Source organism: Collinsella aerofaciens, assembly GCF_019131995.1.
GTDB classification, from domain to species: Bacteria; Actinomycetota; Coriobacteriia; order Coriobacteriales; family Coriobacteriaceae; genus Collinsella; species Collinsella aerofaciens_S.
In genome coordinates, this window is record NZ_JAHONA010000037.1 from 1 (window position 1) to 18,537 (window position 18,537).

General features: G+C 55.2%; 16 protein-coding genes. 4 read left to right on the forward strand and 12 right to left on the reverse strand.

Annotation, left to right across the window (positions count from 1 at the left end):
• The 12 genes from KSY82_RS09245 to KSY82_RS09300 form a co-directional block, all read right to left on the reverse strand.
• A partial coding sequence (locus tag KSY82_RS09245; RefSeq protein ID WP_254881796.1) for a sugar phosphate nucleotidyltransferase occupies positions 1-91 on the reverse strand: 91 nt, incomplete at its 3' end.
• A gap of 31 nt (positions 92-122) precedes the next feature.
• On the reverse strand, positions 123-1,532 hold the full coding sequence (locus tag KSY82_RS09250) for an MATE family efflux transporter (RefSeq protein ID WP_217751012.1): 1,410 nt from the start codon (positions 1,530-1,532) through the stop codon (positions 123-125).
• A 33-nt stretch (positions 1,533-1,565) separates the two neighbouring features.
• The gene (locus KSY82_RS09255; protein WP_217751013.1) at positions 1,566-2,798 is read right to left on the reverse strand and encodes an O-antigen ligase family protein; all 1,233 of its coding nucleotides are present in this window, start codon (positions 2,796-2,798) and stop codon (positions 1,566-1,568) included.
• A 9-nt stretch (positions 2,799-2,807) separates the two neighbouring features.
• Complete coding sequence (locus KSY82_RS09260) at positions 2,808-3,752, reverse strand: glycosyltransferase (RefSeq protein ID WP_217751014.1); 945 nt, start codon at positions 3,750-3,752, stop codon at positions 2,808-2,810.
• Positions 3,753-3,769: 17 nt separating this feature from the next.
• Positions 3,770-4,987, reverse strand: a complete 1,218-nt coding sequence (locus KSY82_RS09265) for a glycosyltransferase (protein ID WP_217751015.1) — start codon at positions 4,985-4,987, stop codon at positions 3,770-3,772.
• Entirely contained in the window at positions 4,980-6,185 is a 1,206-nt protein-coding gene (locus KSY82_RS09270) for a Coenzyme F420 hydrogenase/dehydrogenase, beta subunit C-terminal domain (protein ID WP_217751016.1), read from the reverse strand. The genes KSY82_RS09265 and KSY82_RS09270 overlap by 8 nt, the downstream gene beginning before the upstream one ends.
• Before the next feature lie 12 nt (positions 6,186-6,197).
• On the reverse strand, positions 6,198-7,316 hold the full coding sequence (locus KSY82_RS09275) for a polysaccharide pyruvyl transferase family protein (RefSeq protein WP_217751017.1): 1,119 nt from the start codon (positions 7,314-7,316) through the stop codon (positions 6,198-6,200).
• Positions 7,316-8,425 carry a glycosyltransferase family 1 protein gene (locus KSY82_RS09280; protein ID WP_217751018.1) on the reverse strand — a complete coding sequence of 370 codons (1,110 nt, stop codon included), beginning with the start codon at positions 8,423-8,425 and terminating at the stop codon, positions 7,316-7,318. Before KSY82_RS09280 ends, KSY82_RS09275 begins: the two co-directional genes overlap by 1 nt.
• The gene (locus tag KSY82_RS09285) at positions 8,426-9,175 is read right to left on the reverse strand and encodes a sugar transferase (protein ID WP_368042057.1); all 750 of its coding nucleotides are present in this window, start codon (positions 9,173-9,175) and stop codon (positions 8,426-8,428) included.
• 84 nt (positions 9,176-9,259) lie between these two features.
• Positions 9,260-9,850 carry a hypothetical protein gene (locus tag KSY82_RS09290; protein ID WP_217751019.1) on the reverse strand — a complete coding sequence of 197 codons (591 nt, stop codon included), beginning with the start codon at positions 9,848-9,850 and terminating at the stop codon, positions 9,260-9,262.
• Between the two features lie 330 nt (positions 9,851-10,180).
• A complete protein-coding gene (gene thrS, locus KSY82_RS09295) occupies positions 10,181-11,944 on the reverse strand; it encodes a threonine--tRNA ligase (RefSeq protein WP_117584100.1) in 1,764 nt (587 codons plus the stop codon).
• Positions 11,945-12,189: 245 nt separating this feature from the next.
• On the reverse strand, positions 12,190-12,621 hold the full coding sequence (locus KSY82_RS09300) for a double zinc ribbon domain-containing protein (protein WP_089571655.1): 432 nt from the start codon (positions 12,619-12,621) through the stop codon (positions 12,190-12,192).
• Between the two features lie 807 nt (positions 12,622-13,428).
• Between KSY82_RS09300 and KSY82_RS09305 the strand changes: the two genes are divergently transcribed.
• From KSY82_RS09305 to KSY82_RS09320, 4 genes are all read left to right on the forward strand, one after another.
• A complete protein-coding gene (locus KSY82_RS09305; RefSeq protein WP_217751020.1) occupies positions 13,429-14,892 on the forward strand; it encodes an NAD(P)/FAD-dependent oxidoreductase in 1,464 nt (487 codons plus the stop codon).
• A gap of 1 nt (position 14,893) precedes the next feature.
• Complete coding sequence (locus tag KSY82_RS09310; RefSeq protein WP_217751021.1) at positions 14,894-16,255, forward strand: NAD(P)/FAD-dependent oxidoreductase; 1,362 nt, start codon at positions 14,894-14,896, stop codon at positions 16,253-16,255.
• Between the two features lie 4 nt (positions 16,256-16,259).
• Positions 16,260-16,658, forward strand: coding sequence for a DUF1667 domain-containing protein (locus KSY82_RS09315; protein ID WP_217751022.1), 399 nt, complete (start codon positions 16,260-16,262; stop codon positions 16,656-16,658).
• A 467-nt stretch (positions 16,659-17,125) separates the two neighbouring features.
• Positions 17,126-18,214: a M24 family metallopeptidase gene (locus KSY82_RS09320; RefSeq protein ID WP_217751023.1), complete on the forward strand. Its 1,089-nt coding sequence runs from the start codon at positions 17,126-17,128 to the stop codon at positions 18,212-18,214.
• Positions 18,215-18,537: the final 323 nt, after the last annotated feature.

Sequence of the window (18,537 nt, forward strand, 5' to 3'; positions counted from 1 at the left end):
TGTCGTAGACCGGCAGCAGCTGCTTGGAGGTCACGAGCGTGAGCGGGTACAGGCGCGTGCCGGACCCGCCGGCGAGGATGATGCCTTTCATATCCTAATCCAATCTAGATGAATGACATTTACTAATGCTTAAGCCTGCTCAAACGCGAGGCAACGTTTTTCAATTCAGAATGATTAAGTAAAAGATAGCCAATATAAACTATCGAATACAGGAGTGCCGCCACTCCACCGGGCATGAGCTCGGTAAATAAGACGAAGGCAACTGTAAGCAAAATCTCCTGAAACGGCCTGGACGAACCCGGAGCACTTAACCTTTCATTTAAATATAGTTCGGACCACAGTGACCTTCCGATAATGCAGATTACAGCGCCACACAGGACAGCATCGAGTGAATCGAGAGCGAGAACACCGAATACCGAAAAGACGGTGCTGCAAATAACGGCAACGATATTCAACTTCAGGAGCAGCTGTTCTTTACGAAGAACCTTGAAATAGGTAGTACAGCAAAGGCTCATCTTCGTATTGAAGACGCATATCGGAAGTAAGAGCGCAAAATATCTAAGACTCTCGGCATATTGAGGAAGCCACGCCCCCAAAAACCAAACCATAGGGAAATAGAACAAAAAGATTGCAGGAAAAATGAGTTCGATGGCATTTCTTATGCCAATGTAAAAACGAACTCTCTCCTCATCAGAACCTGTCCTAAGAGCAGGAAATAAGACCATGCTCGCCTGCGAGACAAAAGTGATAAAGAAATTGACAAGAGAGAGGGAGAACGAAATTTTTGCAAAGGCGACGATACCCCAAAAATGATCGATAAGAAACCTAGATACCCCGAGGATCAGTGTGTCGGCGATGTTCGCAATCATCAGCTTTACGCCGACGATGATACTGCGGATACCGTCCTTAAGCGAGTTGCCAAAAGACACTGATTTAGCACATAGGATATCCCTGCCCATCCAAGAGCAATATATGAGCGCAATAATCTTCGAAACGAGATACGCGTAGACATAGGGATGGTAGTCCGAAACCTTAAATCCAATTAAAACAAGGAGCGGAGCCAGAAACACCAGCCTGTCTAGCATTGTAGAAAACGAAAATAGCTTAGTTTCGTTCATAGCCTGAAAGACAAAGCCCAAATAACTTGTCAGGTTATAGACGACGGTGTAAAGCGCAAAAGACGCGATAACAAATACTCGATTTGCGTCATCGACAAGAGGCAGCGAAACAAAAGTGATGCCGAGGCAAATCACTGCCTGGAAACAAGCACCGAAGATATACTGGGATTTTATTGAGCTCTTATCGATTTCATCACGAGAGAGACCCCCGTTAATCAAGTAGACACCATCATTCAGGCCAAGGTGAAAAAAGCCGGAATAGGTCGTATAAAACATGAACAGCTGCCAGTATCCATAATCAGCAACACCAACGATTTTCGGCACGAGCAGCGACATGACAACGCTGACCGATAGAGAAATAAACTGTGCAGCAAACGCAATCATAGTGTTGCGTGCAATAGACGAATAATTCATTCAACCTCGTTTGTTTAAACTAACATCCTTGATTTATTCAGAAATCAAGGATGGGCCTGACTCGCACAAATCTGAATACCGAGCACTCGTTCTACCCAGAACGAGTCCACAGGAAGCAAACAAGATAACCGTTGGCACCCACCAACCAAGCTCACAATAAAATATGAGCTCCGCACAGCATATACAGGAGACGGTAAATAGTACTTGATCGAGTTCGCAACGCGACCTGAACGAACCGATGCCAGCGGAAATTATCAAGAATACAAAGCTACAAATTCCAAGAAAACCGTATTCATACAGCATTGCAAGGAAACCATTATCCACCGTTGAAAAACCGCTAATTTCAACCGTCGTGCCCAGCATAGTCACGCGACTACTGCCAAAACCATTTCCAGTAAGCCAAAACAGCGGCCTGCTTAAAAAGCTATGAATAATATAGGCAATGGCTCCGGAACGCTGGCTATATGAAACATCAGTTTCAAGCTCACCAAATCGAGAAGCCACAAAGTTAAACAGTCCAAACTTGTAGAGAATAAAAACGAGTAGCAATACAGCTGGAATTAAAAGGGCAATTAAATTCCATTTAGAATACTCGGGGTTCTTTAGGCGAAAGACCAGGTACACCGATGCTAAAGCAATGAGAATAATCCACGCGCTACGACTCTTTGTCAGAAGCAGAGCGACCAAAAGAACTACAGAGCATAAGAGACGTTTCATCCTGCCCGTCTCCAATTTATAGTTAATTACCACAGCAATAACTATCATTTGGCCAAATACGATTGCATGACCGAAAAAACTACGCAGTCGATACAAGGATGGATTATCAATCGTTACAGTTTGCAGAAAAGAAAAGGAACCATTTGTAACTAGTCGTTGACCTAAAACAATTTCAAGGACAAAGCTAAATAGGCAGGCGAACACCATAACGTTGCGAAGCATAAGCAATGCAGACTCAACCCAGTCATCATTCTTTGCTTTACCGTAAATATAACCAAGAAGAATGCAAAAGAAATACGAGCAGACCGTAAGGAGGGATTCGTTAATGCTTCGGGACGTAAACGCAATAGCAGAAAAGAAAACTATCGCGCCCATAACGACAATGGGAATGGCGTTATTTAAAAACACTTTGTAGAGACGCCCAGAAAGAACTTCTTTGAAAACGAGCAATCCTAGAACAGAAAATAATAGTCCTTTAGCGGGAGAAATGACACTTAAGATTGCGGCGAAAATCAAAATAGTGAATTCATTAGTAAATAGCTCAAGCATTCTAAACACCTACTTACTGTCACAGGAACTGATTAAGGCCTTAAAGTCACCAAGCAGGGAACGATTTGACAGTTCATACTTACGGTATTTTAGAATGGTGCCTAAATCACTTATTTTTAGGCCACCTACGAGCAAGTGCAAACGGGCATTTAAAACAGAACCGTAATGCTCTATATGCGCAGAAGATATACGATAATCGCCAGGATTACTACTGCAGTATTCTTCTAAAACCTTAGAAAATCTCAAGCACATCCCTATCTCAGCAACACGAGATTTCCTGTCAATATGTCTCATCTCAGTTGCATTAGAGTCATGCCTACGGAACCGAATCAAGGGCTGATTTAGAAGTCTGAGGGTCCCCTTCAGTAATGAGAAGCGCCATAACATACCGTCATGAGCAAAATCATCCTGCCAATATGGCATGATTTCCCTTATAAAACTCGATTTTACGGCATACGAACATCCAGGGCGCCGTACCGACATAAACTTGCTATCGAAAACCGGGGCCTCCAAATCGTCCAGAGGTTTGGAATCATCGACAGCACCATAGACTGTTACTTTTTTACCGCCGCTCTCATAAAACGGCTCGACGGCGCAGCTGAGAACGTCGATAGAGGAGTCCTTCTCGAGGATTGAGGACATCACAGCGATTTTATCGGGTTCCCAGATATCATCCTGGTCGCACGGGAAGACGATGCCCTCATCTATAGATGCAAGGTCGAGAAGCCGCTTGAAGCTCATGCGCCAGCCGAAATTAGAGCTGTTCTTGTTGATGGTCCAATTATCGAGCCCATGCTTCTCAATATATTCGCCAATGAGATCGAATGACCCGTCTGTTGAGCAATCATCCGCAATCAGCACTCGGTCCGGAGACACTGTCTGAAGTCTTAAGCTATCTAGCTGCTCAGTAAGATATCGCGTGCCGTTGTAAACTGACATCACAACCGTAACCATTAAAAACCTTCATCCAATTAAAGCTTAGCCATTAGCTGATCGTAAATACCGATAAGACGTTCTACATAAGCGGTCTTTTCGAGGCAGCTGAAGTCCGCCTTCTCAACCGCCCCCCTATAACGCGAGTAAACATCGGGATCGAGCATATTGACCATTGCGGCGGATAGCGACTCGGCATTGCCCGCGCTGAAGACCTCGCCGAGACCTTTCGACCTCACAAAGGAGGCAGCGTCGCCGACATCAGAGACGATGCACGGCAGACCGGCAGCGATCATGGCCTCATAGGCGACAAGCCCGAACGTCTCTCGACAAACCGAGGGCATAACGATTGCACGTGACCGCGTCATGACGGAAAGCACCTTGTCATGGGGCAGCGCGCCCATGAATTTGATATCCGGATAATTGTCCGACAGCCTCTTCAATTCGGTACCGTCACCGATGACGATAGCGTCCACACCGGCCCTGCTGGCGGCTTCGCAAAATAAATCGCAGCCCTTTTCGGGGCTCAGGCGACCTACAAATAGGTAAGCCGCGCAATCTGCGTCCAATCCATGTTGGATTTTGTTCGCATCAACGTAATTCAAGCAATCGAATCGCCCGGCTTCCCATGCTAGATTGGGCTCAATCAACCGACGGCTGGAATCTGAAACGAAGACCACCGCCGGACGCAGGGCTCTCAAGACATATTCCTGTACAGAAAAGCGAACGGATCGATACATTTTTTGGGTATATGAGCGCTTGTCGCAGTTATGCAGCAGGCACTTTGGGGAACCGGGGGCGATTCCGCAGTTGCAGTGATTCACATAGTCGTAGAGCCCACCGTTGGAACAAACGAGGAAGTACTCATGGGCTGTGATCAGGCACTTGAACCCCCGTCGCCCTATGGCCCTAAATATCGAGGGAGAAAGGGAGTGCGTCCAAGAGTGAACGTGGACGACCGTCGTCTTCGGATCGAGCTGCTTCAGCAGATCATCCAGCGCCGTTTCCGAGCGCCTGTTCCAGATACCCTGGACAGCGCCGGAGACGCCCCCGTTCAGGACGTCGTTCTGCCCGCAATTGACACAAACAACGCCAGATTCGATTAAGGAGGGATCGGGGTCACCCAACGCTGAAAAGAAATAGCTGTTGACACCTATCCTCGCCAGAGCAGCTGCTGTTTCGATTGCGATTTTTGAAGCTCCGCCCCCGATATGGGGACGGTCGCAAATCGTTATCACTGTGGTGAAGTTACTCATGCACGGTCCTAGGTTTGATAGATCGGACAAACCGCTTTACACGCAGGCGCATCGACGGGGGGAGCAGCATTTTCAGACGGTCGAAAAGGGTCGCATTCGGCGCCAGGACGGAATCAAAGACTTGTAATCCTGTAGCCTCGAAATGCTCGATAACGGCATCGCGCCTCTCCTCAAGATCCGAGCGCTTATTAGGATCTTCATGCAGCAGCACATCATCCGGAGCAAGGCCGTTGTTAGAGTAGGCGACGCAATCGCTTATTTCATCGATCAATTTTGCCCCGCGCTCGGTCTTCACGATAACGGCCGAAACACCCTTCTCGGGATGTCCGCAGTCTTGGACAGACTCAGAACGCCAGGAATCACCGAGGATGATGTCGGCAGGACTGTCGCTCCCTCTGAAAGGACAGCCGTAGCAAGACGATCTGCTGATCAGGCCTTTGATGTAGGAACCATAAAAGGGATCGAATGCAGCGGGCCTCTTTATAATCCTGCCGTCGGATAACTCGATTTTTATGTTATGACCCCATCCGAATTTCGATTTATCTCTAAAAGTCAGTGCGGTGACATCGGACTTCTCCCGAAGCTCGAGCCAGTCAACATAGGAACGAAACATGGAAGAGCTTGGTACACCGTGGCAAACAACGCTGACGGTTGTCAGCCCATCCATCGGTTTACCCAAATAGAGACGGAGCGCGGAAACCTGACAAGGAGTACCGCTGAAGAGGACTCGCTTGCCGGATTTGAGATCGCTGAGCACTTCGGGATACGATTCGCTAGCATCGCTCTGGACATATTTGGACTTTTGCAGGAGCGCGATTTCGGCAAGCTCGGATATACCGATATGCCTGACGTGATCGACGCCATCCCAGGCGGCGCCGTAAACGCGCCCGCCGTCCGATAGTATACGTTTCGCAAGAAGGGAGAAGACGCCGCCGGACGAACTTTGCGCGAGCTCGTCCGGGTCATCGCTCTGCAAGACAGCGGCGCGAATGGCCTCCGAGTCCGCGTCGACTTGGTTTTCCGCCGGACAGGTACGCAGGCAAAGACCGCAGGAGGTGCATCTCGCTGCGTCCACCACGGGATATTCGAAACCGTCGGGCGAGGTACGCATAGTAATAGCGGAAAAAGGGCATTTGGCCGCGCAAGCTCCGCAACCAAAGCAGGCCCGGTGAGAAACTGTGTCGATGTTCTTGCTCAAGCTAACTTCCCCCTATTGCTCAAGAGCATCCAAGAGCCATTTTTTCGAAAACGTGATGAGCGACTCCACGTCGGACAGTCGCTTCTCATAGCCCTCAATTTCCGTAGCGTTCATGTGACTGTCATAGCCATCTAGCAGACGATCCTCGGTATTCGAGAGCCTCGAGAGGCTCTCGACTCGAGAGTTTTGAGAGCGCTTGTCGGTCTCCTCAAATCTCTTGAAGCAGTAATAGTCTTTGCGGAAAATTTGAGAAAACAGCGTACCGTGCAGCGAATCGGTTAACACGAACCGCGCGCTCGCCAGATAAGCGAGCCATTCATCGGGACCAAGCCCGTAACGCGGATTGAGCTGCTCGTCGACAGCATTTTTACCTGAACCGACAAGCGTCACGACCTCGCAGCCGAGCTCTTTTGAAATCGAATCGACAGCTTTCCTGTAAAACGGCCTATTCCCAAGGAAATAGCAGACGATTTTCCCGGGCTCAGGACATTTACCGTTGATGAGCGGGGCCCAGTCCTCTTTCGACAGGAGCAGGACAGGGTCCACAACCTGTGAAGGGCGCTCGAGACCGAGGGATTCGACAAAATCCGCGCCCGCATCTTCACGAACAGACACAGAGCTGAACGTTTTAATCAGATCGGTAATGATCTTTTTCTTCCTCTGCGTGGTGCTCGTGACACCGAAGCTGGGTGCATACGCGATTCTCTTATCGCTGTCGCTTAGAAAGGAGAGATAGAAATTCCTATTCAAAAGATAAGGGGACCAGATTTGATCAGATCCGCAGACGTATGCATCGTATTTCCCCCGTAAATCGACCAGTCCGTCTGTATCGACAATCCGATCAGTGGTCTCGATGTTCTGGCTCAAAAAGCGATTGAATACGTCGGCCGTCGAGGATCCGAAGTCATCATGTTCCTTCTTGCGATTGAATAGCTCGCGTGCTTTGCCAGCAAATAAATCGAAGGAGTTCCGGTTGATCGCCCAGTTCAGTAGCTTTTCTTTAACGCAGGGAAGATAGTCGGCGTCGACAACGTCATGCCCTTCTGCCTTCAAAAACTGCTGTAGGGCATAAGCCTGAAGCAACGTACCGAAATTTTGATTATGGAGCCACGTTAAAATACAAATTTTCATTAATTCACCGTTTCAAATAACTTCAGGTAGTACTCTTCGAGCTTGGGCGCTGCCCTAAAGATGTCATAAGATTCAAGCCCCAGAGATGCTTGGGGATCGGAACGATTAACGACATCTGTGCGTGTGGTAAGGATCGCATTGGACCAGCCCTCAATGCCCGCACTCAACGGAACGAAGCTGCACCGACCGGATAGCGCGACCTCGTTGGGGACCCTCTCAGAGCAGATGCACGGGAGGCCGGAAGCCTGAGCCTCAATCGCGACCATTCCGAGACCCTCGTACAGACTGGGGAGTACGAATAAATCAAGCGCCTGATAGATGTCCTGTACATCAGAGATTTGGCCGAGAAAATGCACCGCCGAGGCAATGCCCAGTGAGCACGCTTTTTCCTCCGCCTGCGGTCGCAGCTTTCCATCGCCACAAATAACAAGAATGGAGTCGGGATTCTGAGCATGCACCGCCTTGAAAACATCAAGCAAAAACAACTGATTCTTCTGGGAGATGAACCTACCGATATTTCCCAATACCAGTGTATCGTCCTTCGCTCCAAGCTCAGTACGTCGCTCATCCCTAATCGATCTATTGAAAGAAAAGACGTTCAGATCGATAGCATTATTAAAAACAGTAAAACGGGATGAGCCGAATAGCCATTTTCCAGCATGCTCGGTGCAGGCGGCCAAATTAGTCGGATACCTTGTTGAGAAAAGCTTCAAAAAGCCTTTGACAACGTTTTTAGCAAACTCGCCCTTACCGCTCGTAGAGTGGCTGTGGGCTATACGCACAGGTACGCCCGCCTTCTTTGCAGCACGAAGCGGAAAGACAGAAAGCGCGTTGATGTGACTGTGCACAATATTCCAGCCCTCTTGTTTATAGAGGCGCTGAAGCTCTCGCTGGTATTTGACAACATGTTGGTAGGGCGGAATCTCGAAAACCCTGCCGCCGAGCGATTCAATCTCGTCACGGGGAACAAGCGTCGAATCGGAATCGACAAGAAAGTCAAACTGTACTTTGCTGTGATCAATATGGCGGTAGTAATTCATGACGACAGCCTCAACACCGCCGCCAACCATCTTGCCAACAACCTGAGCCACCCTAACCGGTTCAGTCATTTAGCAAGCACCTCCACCGGTAAAGACCTCAACGACCGTGAGGAGAATAATCTTCAAGTCCGTGATGAGGCCGCGCTTGGCGATGTACTCCAAATCACGGCGGACCATCCCGTCGAAGTCGGTGTCGTTGCGATCGGTCACCTGCCACCAGCCGGTGATGCCGGGCTTAACGGACAGTCGCTGCAGGTCGTACTCGGTGTACTCCGCGACCTCGTTGGGCAGCGGCGGGCGCGGGCCCACGACGGACATCTGCCCCAGGAACACGTTCAGGAACTGCGGGAACTCGTCGATTGAGTGCTTGCGGATGAACTTGCCGATCTTGGTGACGCGGGGGTCATCCCTCATCTTGAACATGGCGCCAGCGATCTCGTTTTGCTCCTTGAGCTCGGCGAGGCGCTTGTCGGCGTCCTTGTACATACTTCGGAACTTCCACATGCGGAAGGTAGACAGGCTGCCGTCAGGGTGAGTCTGACCGACTCGGATCTGGCTGTAGAACGGGTTGCCTTCGCTTTCTAGGCGAATTGCGGCTGCGAGCACCAGACTGGGAATTGCGATGATCGCAAGCACGACACCGCTGAAAACGATGTCAAACGCGCGCTTCACCGCCCTGTAGGCCAGACGCGAGTTATTCCAGTCCATGACGGATTGCATGGCCTTGTAGCGACCGGCGCCCTCACGCCGGTCCATGGCCTGAGCAATCAGCGCCGCCCCCGCGGGCTTATTTGTCTTTGTTACTTCTTTAGCAGCCACAGTCAAACTTACGCCCCCGTTCCCCAGGGATCCCCCAATCGATAAATTCAAAAATGCGAACGAATAGCTGGTGCAACGTCTCCCTTACGTTTTGTTGGGAACATCCAGCGGCAGCAGCTCTCTAAATGTGGAGTCGCCCTCGCCTACGTCCACCAGGCACCAGCGTTTATGACGGTCGATCTTTTTAACGCGGGCCTCTTGCCCCACCAAGGGACCCTGCTCTATGTGCAACACGCCGTCTTCTATGCGCGCAACGCTGTTGCGCACCACGCCGTCGTCGTCCAGCACGCTGCGGTACCAGTCCTGTGCATCGTCCGGCATGGGCATGTACGCCCGCTCCCTACTGCCGGCGATGCGGCAGCCAAAGCTCAACTGGGCCAAAGCCCTGTCGAGCGCGGCGGCATCGTGCGTAGCGACAAAGAAATATTCCTTATACATGGGCTTGGTTTGGAGCGACCAGGCACCGTCCCGCTTAAACCAGAACTCCTTTTGCATCACAAAAGCGTCCTGCATAAGGTTGTGCGGGATAATGCAGCGGACCTTTTCGCAGATCTCGCGCTCTTTTCCATTGGGGGTGTGGACCAGATACCAGCGGACGCGGCCGTGCTGGCTGTTGGTGGTGGCGCCGTTAAATGCGCCCGGCAGCTGCTCTTGGCGCCGTGCCGTCTGTTCCATGTTCTCGCCCCCTCTTTTTGGCTTTGCGATGCACGCAAATGCAGGGGCGTTTAGAACAGGCTTCTCGCTCGCAGCTAGGCGCAGTCGCAAAAGTACAGGTTTTTGTATCTTTCGACAGACGACATTATACGAGCAATTAATCAGCGTTTGCCCAGATTACGCAAAATGTACTGCTAGTAGGTACATCTCCATACCCCTCTATAAAAACCTGTACCTTTTTGCACAACAAAAAAAAAGCCGCTCTAACCAGCGGCTTTTCTTCTATAGACAACAAAAAAAGGCGACCGCCCGCGAGGACGATCGCCTTTATTAATTCTTGTATTGTTTGTGCTAGGCGCGAGTCTTAATCTCCTCGAGCACCTTGGCCACAAACTCGTCAACGCTCATCTGAACGGTCTCGTTGGAACGATCGCGGACGGAGATGTTGCCGGCCTCGACCTCCTTCTCGCCCAGAATGAGCATATAGGGCACGCGGTCGATGCTGCGGGCCTCGCGGATCTTGTAGCCGATCTTCTCGTCGCGGTCGTCGCAGACCACGCGAATGCCGGCCTCCTCCAGCTTGGCGCACACCTCGTGGGCGTAGTCGCGGCTCTTCTCAGAGACAGGAAGCGCCTTGACCTGTACGGGGGCCAGCCAGGTGGGGAACTTGCCCGCAAAGTGCTCAATCAGAATACCGATGAAGCGCTCGATGGAGCCAAAGCACACGCGATGCAGCATGATGGGGCGCTTCTTGGTGCCGTCGGCGTCCACGTACTCCAGGTCAAAGTTGAGCGGCATCTGGAAGTCGAGTTGGACGGTACCGCACTGCCAGGTACGGCCGAGCGAGTCCTCCAGGTGGAAGTCGATCTTGGGGCCGTAGAAGGCACCGTCACCCTCGTTGACCTCGTAGTCCATGCCCAGCTTCTCCAGAGCGGTGCGCAGGCCCTCCTCGGCACGAGCCCAGTCCTCGTCCGAACCCATGGAGTCCTCGGGGCGGGTGGAAAGCTCAACGTGGTACTTAAAGCCAAACTTCTGGTACACGGAGTCGATGAGGTTGACCACACCCACGATCTCGTCGGTCAGTTGGTCGGGGCGCACAAACAGGTGGGCGTCGTCCTGGTTAAAGCAGCGCACGCGGAACAGGCCGTGCAGGGCGCCGCGAAGCTCGTGGCGGTGCACCAGGCCAATCTCGCCGGCGCGGATGGGCAGCTCGCGATAGGAGTGCGGCTTGGAGGCGTACACCAGCACGCCGCCCGGGCAGTTCATGGGCTTAATGCAGTACTCTTCGTCATCGATGACGGTGGAGTACATGTTGTCCTTGTAGTGGTCCCAGTGGCCCGAGGTCTTCCACAGCTGCTTGTTCATGATGAGCGGCGTGGAGATCTCCACGTAGCCGGCCTTGTGGTGGATCTCGCGCCAGTAGTCCAGCAGCGTGTTCTTAAGGATCATGCCGTTGGGCAGGAAGAACGGGAAGCCGGGGGCCTCGTCGCGCATCATAAAGAGGTCCATCTCGCGGCCGATCTTGCGGTGGTCGCGCTTCTTGGCCTCCTCCAGCATGTGCATGTGCTCGTCGAGCTCTTCCTTGGTGGCAAAGGCGACGCCGTTGATGCGGGTGAGCATTTTGTTGTCCTTGTCGCCCTTCCAGTAGGCGCCCGAGACGCCGGTGAGCTTAAAGGCCTTCAGAGCCTTGGTGTAGCAGATGTGGGGGCCGACGCACATGTCGATGTAGTCGCCCTGCTGGTAGAAGGTGATGCGGGCGTCATCGTCCAGGTCGCCGATGTGCTCGACCTTGTACTTCTCGCCGCGCTCCTCCATAAGTGCGATGGCCTCGGCGCGAGGCTTCTCGTACACGGAGAACTTGAGGTTCTCCTTGACGATCTTTTTCATCTCGGCCTCGATCGCGGGGAAGTCGTCCTCGCTGATCTTGACGCCCTCGGGCAGATCGACGTCGTAGTAGAAGCCGTTGTCGGTCGCAGGGCCGTAGGCAAAGTCGGCCTCGGGGTACAGGCGCTTGATGGCCTGCGCCATGATGTGCGCGGCGGAGTGGCGGATGACATGCGTGACCTCGTCCTGCGGGAGCTCGGCCACCGAACCGTCATTGTAGAGTGCCTTCATGGGTATGTTTTCTCCTCTCGGATGCCTGATGCAAGTGCGTGCGATGCGCTCGGCGTTTTTGACTTGCATCATTATAGGCAGGTTACCTTGGTATACAAGCGCCCGCCGCACCTTAATGGCACGGCGGGCGATTTTCTACGCATGCTTCATCGTGTGGGGGTGGGGTGAGCGTGCTTGCGGCGCGTGTGCGGCTTGCGCGTGGCGCGCGGTGCCCGTGGCTTGCGACCGGCCCGGCGATGGATGCGTTACTGGATGCGAGTTCGGCAGTAGGGGCAGACCTTCCAGTGCGCGTCGAGCGGGCGATGGCAGCTGGGGCACACGTTGCGAACCTGGGTGTCGCACACCGGGCACACGACAAAGTCCTTCTCGATGGGCGCGCCGCACTGCGGGCAGGTGCCGTACTGGGCAAGCTGGCGCTCGCGCAGGGCCATGTCCAGCTCCTGCTCCTCGCGGTCGGCCGCGTAGGAGTGCGGGCGCAGAACCAGATAGGCGATGAGGCCCACAAACGGGATCAGGGCGATGATGCCCCATGCCACGTAGGCGCTGGCGCCGCGGCGGCGAGCGTCGATGAACACATAGACGACCGACAGCACGTACAGGGCGATGATAAAGCCCACGAAGGCATAGATGACGCCCATAAGCTGCGGTGACATGAGCTCGTTGATGTATTTGGACATTGAGGTGTACCTTTCGGAATAATTACAGTCCGGTCAAGTTTACCACGGGGTTTGTTTATATGGGACCACGGCTGGGTACGGGTCTGGCGCGGACACAAACATCTCAATCTGTAACAGGTGGAGGCGGAATCCGGGTCCAGATGTTACAGATCGAGACACAGGGGTCCCTCCCCGACTTCACTCTCAATCTGTCACATCTTGAGCCCCAAAACCCCTCTTACTGTTACAGATCGAGATGAACGGTGAGCCCTCCGTTAAATATCTCAATCTGTAACAACTAGGGACCAGAAACCCTTCTATCTGTTACAGATCAAGACAAAGGAAAACGTCCAATCTCAATATCTCGATCTGTAACAACAACTCGGCAAAAACAGGTCTAACCGTTACAGATTTAGACATTCGAAACCGACTGATAGGTTCATCTAAATCTGTAACATCTAGACCCCAAAACTGTCCCCAGATGTTACAGATCGAGACAGAAGACCTCTCCCTGACTTTAAATCTCAATCTGTAACACATAGGACCGATTTTCCCCTCTTACTGTTACAGATAGAGACAAAAGGAGGGTCCGTCTGGCAAACGTCTCGATCTGTAACATCTGGAACCCAGTTCTTCTACTTACTGTTACAGAACGAGACAAACCTCTGACGCCAGGGGCGGCAGACGAGGCCAACGATGGTCCCGAGTCTCCCCTCGCCTGCCGTTGGCGGATGCAGCGGGGCTGTTCGCCGCATTGCCGCTGCACTGGAGGTGTGCAGACCGTAGGATAGTCCTATTGACAGCCTGTCAACTCGTCTGGGAGGCACTGTGACGGAAACGTTTGATATCGCGATTGTGGGCGCGGGCATCACGGGATGCGCCATCGCGCGGCAGCTCGCGCGCTATGACTTGTCCATTTGCGTGGTCGAGGCGGCCAACGACATCGCCCTGGGCGCGTCGAAGGCCAACGGCGGCCTGGTGCACGCCGGCTACGATCCGGCTCCAGGCACGGTAAAGGCACAGGTCAACGCCCGCGGCTGCAAGCTGTATGGCATCTGGGCCGAGGAGCTTGGGTTTTTGTTTTGCCGCACCGGCTCGATGGTGCTGGGATTTAGCGACGAGGACCGTGCGCACCTGGAGAAGCTGCGCAGCAATGGCCTTGCCAACGGCGTGCCCGAGCTGGCGATCATTGGTCCCGACCGCATCCACGAGCTGGAACCCCGCGCAAGTGCCAAGGCAACGTGCGCGCTGTGGTGCCCTTCGACCGGTTACGTTGACCCATTTGAAGTGGCCATCGCCGCTCTGGAGAACGCCGTCGCCAACGGCGTGACATTTATGCGGTCCGCGCCGGTGGAAGCGATTGAGGTTGCTGGCGGCGAGGCTACCGACGGGGCTGCGCGCTTTACGCTGGTGACGCCTGCCGGCGATGTGCGCTGCCGCTATCTGATCAACGCCGCGGGCAACGGCGCCGCGGACATCTCGCATACGGCCGGCGCCGAGGAGTTCCAGATGGTCTGGCGCCAGGGAAACATTGTGGTGCTGGACAAAGAGCCGCGCGCGCTGATGCCGCTCTACCCCGTGCCCACGCCGGTGTCCAAGGGCGTTATCGTCACGGGCACCGTGCACGGCAACACCGTGATCACCGCGACCGCCGCCGTGCGCGAGCCGGGCGACACGCAGACCTATGCAAGCGACGTGAACGTGCTGCTGACCGGCGCGCGTAAGCTGGTTCCCGATCTGGACACGCGTCGCGTGGTGCGCGCGTTCGCCGGTGGACGCCCAGTCATTCAGGGGACCAACGACTTCTTTATTGGGCAGTCGGCCGTGGTGCCGGGGCTGTTTCAGGCGGCGGGCATTCAGTCGCCAGGCGTGGCGAGCGCGCCAGCCATTGCCGAGCGCATGGAGCAGGTGCTGCGCGATGCCGGCGTTACCCTGCGCGAACGGAACGACTGGGATCCGATTCGCCGCGCGCCGGACGACTTCGACCGTGCGCCGCTTGCGCGCAAGGAGGAGCTCATTGAGTCCGACCCTGCATGGGGGCAGATCGTCTGCCGCTGCGAGACGGTGCCCGAGGCCGAGATCGTGGCAGCGATCCGACGCCGCCCGGGTGCGGTTTCGGTAGAGGGCGTCAAACGCCGCTGCCGCGCGGGCATGGGCCGCTGCCAGAGCGGCTTTTGCCAGAGTCGCGTGATGGCGATTCTGGCCCGCGAACTGGGGTGTGACCCCAGCGAGGTACTGCTGGAAGACACCGGCTCGTGGCTCGTTGAGGGACCTTTGAAGGGGGTGCACTAGGATGGCGAGCTTTGAAGTGAATGCCACGATCGCGGCGGACGGCGCCGACGAGGCAGTGCCAACACAGGCGTTCGACGTGGTCGTCATCGGAGGCGGTCCCGCCGGCATGGCAGCCGCGCTTGCCGCGAATAAGGCCGGCGCGCGCGTGGCCATCGTTGAGCGCGAGCAGCACCTGGGCGGTATCCTGCGTCAGTGCATCCACCCCGGCTTTGGCCTTTCGCACTTTAAGCAGGAACTCACCGGCCCCGAGTATGCGCAGCGCTTTATCGACCAGGTGCGCGCGACCGACGTTACGCTGTTCTTGGACAGCATGGTGCTTGGGATTGATTCGGGCGCGTCCACGGAAGACGCCGCGGTCCACACCGTCACGCTCATGAGCCCTGCCGGCATGCTGCAGCTCACCGGGCGCGCGGTCGTCCTTGCCATGGGTTGCCGCGAGCGCACCCGCAGCGAGATCAAGATTCCCGGCAGCCGACCCGCCGGCGTGTTTACGGCCGGCCTGGCGCAGCGATACATCAATATCGAAAACCTCAAACCCGGCTCGCGCGCCGTCATTTTGGGCTCGGGTGACATCGGGCTGATCATGGCGCGCCGCTGCACGCTCGAGGGGATTTCGGTCGAGGGCGTGTACGAGCTCATGCCGTACGCCAACGGCCTGCGCCGCAATGTGAAAAACTGCCTGGACGACTTTGGCATTCCACTGCATCTGTCTACCACTGTGACGCGTGTGATTGGTCACGATCGCGTGGAGGCCGTCGAGGTGAGTCAGGTCGACGAGCACCTGGCGCCCATTGCTGGGACGGAGCGCATAGTTCCTTGCGACACGCTACTGCTTTCGGTGGGCCTGATTCCCGAGAACGAGCTTTCGGTTGCCGCGGGCGTGGAGCTGGACCCACGCACGCGCGGCGCCGTGGTGGACCAGAGTCTGCAGACGGGCGTGCCGGGCATATTTGCTTGCGGCAACGTGCTGCACGTACACGATCTGGCCGACAATGTGACAACCGAGTCCGAGCGTGCCGGTGCGGCTGCGGCGGCGTGGGCGTTGGGCGGCGACGCAGGGGCAAACGCTGCGGGCACGGGTTGCCAGCTCACGGTCTCCCCCGCCGGTATCGCGGGCTACGCGCTGCCGGGACGCATTACGGCTGTGGCGCTAACCAAACTCAACTTCCGTGTACGCCGACCGGTCGATGCTGCCCGAGTGCGCATTCTGGCAGGCGATGAGGAGCTGTTTGTAGGCAAAGTCCGCCCGTTTAAACCGAGCGTGATGGAAAGCTTCCCGCTGCCGGCAAAGGTGATTCAACGCGCACTCGATATGGGCGTTAGCGAGATTGTCCTGTCCGTCGACCCCGTTGAGGAGGCGTAAAGTCATGATCACAAACGCGATTGAAACGCTGCAGTTCAACTGCACCACCTGCCCATCCGAATGCCTCCTGACTGTGGAGGTAAAGCGCGGCGCAGACGGCGCCGTGGCAGAGGTGTACTCCGTAGCCGGCAACAACTGCCCACGTGGCGATAAGTTCGCGCATCAGGAGCTCACCTGCCCCATGCGCGTGCTTACCACCACCGTGGCCGTATCCGGCGGCGACGAGGCGCTGCTGCCCGTGCGCACGGCCGAAGCCATCCCGCTGGCACTCCATGCCCAGGCCATGGACCTCATTCGCGGCCTGGTCATCGACGCCCCCATCCGCATGGGCGACGTCGTGTTGGAAGACCTCCTCAGCACCAGCATCGACCTTATCGCCAGCATGGACATCAACCCTGCCTAGGTGGCTCATTTGGGACAGGGCTCTTTTAGCTACCCCGCCATCCACCTCGCCCCTCCTCAATTGCGGTGAAATAGTTCCCGATTTCCGCCAAAACCCCGGCACCCAGGAACTATTCCACCGCAACTATCCTTGGAATCGGTATTTGGCTTGTTCCTACTTTAGTGCCAATTCAAAACTATGCCGGATTACGGGGCTGATTCGGAGACCCCCATCCATACCGGCAATTTTCGATTTTTGATAAGCCCTCTACCTGCGGTTTTAATTTCGCGATTTTTCCCATAGTCAAGTAATACAGGTCCAGCCCCGTAATCCGCCATAGTTTTGAAGCCAGCCCATTTGGGACGAGACCATATTGACTACTTTTACCTATCAGCCCGCATGTTTGACGCATCTAAAATAGCCCCGTCCCAAATTGACTACCCTGGCATTGGGGATACCATGGTGGCACCCTAGCGAAAGGACGATGTATGGCACATGTCGATGACCAGCGCGTGGCGCGCGTGCTCGATGCGCTCGAGGCTCAGCACCCCGGCGCGCAGCTGCTTGTGAACGACCCGTGGTCGATCTACTATCTGACCGGCTTTTATGCCGATATGTTCGAGCGTTTTTGCGGCGTGCTGCTCGCACGCGATGCCGAGCCGGTGATCTTGGTCAACGCCCTGCATCAGCTGCCCGAGTACGACAATGCCCGCGTCGCCTATCACACCGATACCGACGTCGTGACCGACACCATCGCGCGCGAGATCGATCCTGCCAAGCCTCTCGGCATCGACGCCGTTATGCGCTCCGGCTTTTTGATGCCCCTTATTGATTGTCACGCCGCGAGCGAGTTCTTCCTGGGCGACTTTGCCGTCACCGCCGCACGCACCCACAAGGATGCCGCGGAGCAGGAGCTCATGCGCATGTCCTCAGCCGCCAACGACGCCGTGATGGCCGACGCCATCAAGCTCGTTCACGAGGGCGTGACGGAGCGCGAAATTGCCGACCAGATGCTCGGTCTGTACCGCAAGCACGACTGCGAGGGCTTTAGCTTTCCTCCCATCGTGAGCTTTGGCGCCAACGCGGGCGACCCGCATCACGAGCCCGACGGCACCGTACTCAAGCGCGGCGACGTGGTGCTGTTCGACATTGGTGGGCGTCATCGCAACTACTGCTCGGACATGACACGCACATTCTTTTGGGGCGAGCCGGACGAGGAGACCGCACGCATCTACGACATCGTGCGCCGCGCCAACGAGGCCGCCGAGGCGCTCATCGCCCCGGGCGTGCGCATGTGCGACCTGGACCGCGTCGCGCGCGACGTAATCGAGGATGCGGGCTACGGACAGTACTTTACGCATCGCCTGGGCCACTCGATCGGCCTGCAGGACCACGAGCCAGGCGATGTTTCGCTCGTCAACAAGCAGGTTATCGAGCCGGGCATGACGTTCTCCATCGAACCGGGCATCTACCTCCCCGGCCGCACCGGCGTCCGCATCGAAGACCTTGCCCTGGTCACCGAGTCCGGCGTCGAGATCCTCAACACCTACCCCCACGACCCAGTCCGCCTAGACTAGCCCCTTCCCAATAGCCCTTCAATAAGTTGCGGTGGAATACGGACTGTTTAAGGCTTCTAGCCCATAAAACAGTCCCTATTTCACCGCAACTGCCATGGGGCCAAGTCGACCAATTTGACAGTCTAGAGATGCGCCACGAAAGCGGGGTATCTACTACGTTTAACCCGCATGGGTCGACCATGCGGGTCTTTTTCGAAAATTGGCAAGCCTTCTACCTGCACTGATAATTGTCCTTGGGGGAAGCGGGCACTGCGGGGGCGCGTCAACAGCGCGCGATTTCCGCGTCGCAGCGCTACCCTGATGCTGAATGCCGGGACGATGAC

Excerpts from the sequence above, each read along its gene's own strand:
- KSY82_RS09250 (WP_217751012.1), bottom strand. The coding sequence starts at position 1,532 with ATGAATTATTCGTCTATTGCACGCAACACTATGATTGCGTTTGCTGCA.
- KSY82_RS09255 (WP_217751013.1), bottom strand. The coding sequence starts at position 2,798 with ATGCTTGAGCTATTTACTAATGAATTCACTATTTTGATTTTCGCCGCA.
- KSY82_RS09260 (WP_217751014.1), bottom strand. The coding sequence starts at position 3,752 with ATGGTTACGGTTGTGATGTCAGTTTACAACGGCACGCGATATCTTACT.
- KSY82_RS09265 (WP_217751015.1), bottom strand. The coding sequence starts at position 4,987 with ATGAGTAACTTCACCACAGTGATAACGATTTGCGACCGTCCCCATATC.
- KSY82_RS09275 (WP_217751017.1), bottom strand. The coding sequence starts at position 7,316 with ATGAAAATTTGTATTTTAACGTGGCTCCATAATCAAAATTTCGGTACG.
- KSY82_RS09280 (WP_217751018.1), bottom strand. The coding sequence starts at position 8,425 with ATGACTGAACCGGTTAGGGTGGCTCAGGTTGTTGGCAAGATGGTTGGC.
- KSY82_RS09290 (WP_217751019.1), bottom strand. The coding sequence starts at position 9,850 with ATGGAACAGACGGCACGGCGCCAAGAGCAGCTGCCGGGCGCATTTAAC.
- thrS (WP_117584100.1), bottom strand. The coding sequence starts at position 11,944 with ATGAAGGCACTCTACAATGACGGTTCGGTGGCCGAGCTCCCGCAGGAC.
- KSY82_RS09300 (WP_089571655.1), bottom strand. The coding sequence starts at position 12,621 with ATGTCCAAATACATCAACGAGCTCATGTCACCGCAGCTTATGGGCGTC.
- KSY82_RS09310 (WP_217751021.1), top strand. The coding sequence starts at position 14,894 with ATGGCGAGCTTTGAAGTGAATGCCACGATCGCGGCGGACGGCGCCGAC.
- KSY82_RS09315 (WP_217751022.1), top strand. The coding sequence starts at position 16,260 with ATGATCACAAACGCGATTGAAACGCTGCAGTTCAACTGCACCACCTGC.
- KSY82_RS09320 (WP_217751023.1), top strand. The coding sequence starts at position 17,126 with ATGGCACATGTCGATGACCAGCGCGTGGCGCGCGTGCTCGATGCGCTC.